The following is a 2,883-nucleotide window of genomic DNA, read 5'->3' as shown; positions in this document are numbered from 1 at the left end:
TCACCTTACTCATTATCCCTTCAGAATGCCAATTATTTTTTGCCTCCTCCAATACATAACCAGATACAGTTTCTATCTCCGTTTCAGTTAAACGCTCTTCATAAGCAGACATATTATTTTTACCATTTTTAACAAGGTAAGCGATCGCCTCAACAGAATCTAATTTATTTCTTTCCAAAGTCTCTATTTTTAAATTTTTCCCCCGTCTGACAATATTCCCTCCATTAGCATGACAACCTACACAATGAATCTGAAAAAGTTCCGCACCTTTTGTTGTTTCGACTCCTAATGCAGTCGGCATTTTCATAACATTGAACAATATAAATATTAATAAGCAAGCTGTAATTATTTTTTTCATTTTTCCTTTGTAAATTCAATTATACTTTACATCTAACCTATTCGTATTGGTGTAATTATATCGAGAATCAGAAGGGAATACAAAGGATAGATTTCATATCCGCAAAAATACTTTTTTTCTATTCCCTGCGCCCTAAAAACGATAAGTTTTTGGCTTTCTTCAAATTTGAGATTTACCCAACACAAATTAGAGGTATTATTACTAACTTCTGAATTCAGAATTCAGAATTCAGACTTCTAAATTAGTCAATCTTTGCTTCAACACACCTGCTAAACCTGTTATTGGCACTTTCATTTGTTCGCCATTTCTTAAATCTTTTAAACTACACATATTAGCTGCTGCTTCCTCCGAACCAATAATTATACAAAAAGGAATTTTTTGCTTATCTGCTTGTTGTAATTGTTTTCCAACTCCACGACTATCAAAACTTGTTATTACATTCATTCCACTCTGACGTAACTTTTGAGAAACATCCAAATAAGTTGCCATTAAATCTGACTGCATATTTACAACCATAACTGTTGCTGGAGTCGGAGCAAAAGATTCTAAAATACCAGCCTTTAATAAACGACTCATTAATCTAGTTAAACCAATAGAAATACCAACTCCTGGCATTTTTTCCCCAATAAACATTCCCACTAATTCTTCATATCTACCCCCAGAACAAATACTTCCTAGAGCTTCATGTCCGATTAAAGTAGTTTCATAAACTGTGCCCGTATAATAATCTAATCCCCTAGCTATTGATAGATCGATACAGAAACGTTGGTCTGAAACTCCCAAATTTCGGACTCCAGAAATAACTGTTTCTAATTCAGAAATTCCCTGACTCAAAACCTCAGAATCATCCAAAGTTTCTGTCATACTTTTCAGCTTATCCAAAACATCATCAACCGTACCTTTGATTTTAGTAAAATCCCAAACTTTTTCCACTTGAGATTCAGACAAACTAATTTCAGATAAAGCTTTTTTAACCTTAGCTTCTCCCACTTTATCCGCAGTATCAACAATCCGAATACAAGACACAATATTCTCTGCTGCAACTCCCACAGATGCAAAAAAACCAGTCAAAACTTTGCGGTTATTAATTCTGATGAGAAAATCTCCAATATTAATCGCTTCAAAAATTTCCGCAATAATCGCCGGAATTTGTGCATCATATAATAGACTTAATTTTCCTCTACCAACAACATCAATATCGCATTGTCTAAACTGACGAAAACGACCATCTTTTGCCCGTTCGCCTCGAAAAACTACATCCATTTGATAACGAGCAAAAGGAAAATTCAAATCATTCAAATGCCGAGCAATATAAGCAGCAAAAGGAACAGTTTGGTCAAACTTTAACGCCCTTTCTTCTGAGCCAGTATCTCCAGCTTTTTCTTTTTCTGCTTGACGATTTGGAGGTAGAATTGGAGATAAACCATAAACAATATTATCCCCTTGATTTCCTTTTGCTTGTAAAACTTCTAAACGTTCAACTGCTGGAGTTTCAATTGGTGTAAATCCGTAGCGTTCAAACACTTGACGAATTGTATCCATTAAATAATTTTCCAATCGTTTTTCACCAGGGAGAAACTCTGGAAATCCACTAGGACAACTATAATTAATTTTATCTACTTTTGCCATTTTTATTATTTACCTCAGATATTTTTTTCCGATCAATTTCTTTATGCCTAAATTACTTATTTAGCTCTTAACAGATTGATTACAAAAAAAACAAAAATATGGGAGAAAAAATGTTTTTTTATGATACATATAAATTACGAACATTACAATGAAAAATCAATATTTAATCTTACATAATTTTCAAGTTTATTCTCCCTATTCACTTTTTGCTTATTTTTGATATTTTATCTGCTTTTACCATTATTTACCTCAGATATTTTTCTCTGATGAATTTATTTATGTCTAAATTAAATATATGATTTGATAATTTTGGATTGTTTGAACTACTTATTAATATTAACTATTCCCAATTAAATTTTCCCTTTTCCCTATTACCTATAAACTTACTTTCATACCTTAATTCAGCAATGCCTAAATTACTTATTGAGACTTAAAAAAAACAGAACTAGAAAACAGGCTCAAATATAGATTGGGATAAACTTTTCGTCAAAAAGGTATAAATCCTAAATTATATCATGTCCGCTTGAATAGTTATATTTTGGTAAAAGGAAGGCAGAAGGCAGCTATCCTGAAGGCAGAAGGTTTTTTGCCCATTTTGACCTTATTGTATACACGCTCCGATGCTACCAGACATAATATTATCAATGGTTATACGCATTTTTAGAGTGTCAATGTAATTCCCTTATCTAGACTGATTTTAAGATACTTTTTGTACTATAAAATATCTAAATACCACTATAGCAATCCGCCCATAGGTTGCGGGTAATCAAAAAGTAAATAAAAAAACTGAAACTCTTACCTTTTTCCTGTTCCCAGTTAAGTGTTCCTAAAAAGCAGTAATATTTTTGACAGGAATAAAATAGGATTTCTATATTTAGCTCTTAACAAGTTTATTA

The 2,883-nt window shown here is 32.2% G+C and carries 2 protein-coding genes; both read right to left on the bottom strand.

Annotated elements, in window-relative coordinates; genetic code table 11:
* Positions 1-358, bottom strand: a 358-nt coding sequence (locus tag F6K22_RS24265) for a c-type cytochrome (protein ID WP_363274305.1), incomplete at its 3' end; no start/stop codon positions are given.
* A 228-nt stretch (positions 359-586) separates the two neighbouring features.
* A complete protein-coding gene (gene hisS / locus F6K22_RS24260) occupies positions 587-1,987 on the bottom strand; it encodes a histidine--tRNA ligase (RefSeq protein ID WP_293103833.1) in 1,401 nt (466 codons plus the stop codon).
* Positions 1,988-2,883 lie beyond the last annotated feature (896 nt).

Origin of the sequence: Okeania sp. SIO2F4 (assembly GCF_010672385.1) — a bacterium.
Classification (GTDB): Bacteria; Cyanobacteriota; Cyanobacteriia; order Cyanobacteriales; family Microcoleaceae; genus Trichodesmium.
Note: the sequence above shows the minus strand (reverse complement) of the source record. Positions and strands in the feature narration are given on the sequence as shown.

Bases quoted from the DNA above. Each gene is read 5' to 3' on its own strand.
- hisS (WP_293103833.1), bottom strand. From the start codon at position 1,987: ATGGCAAAAGTAGATAAAATTAATTATAGTTGTCCTAGTGGATTTCCA.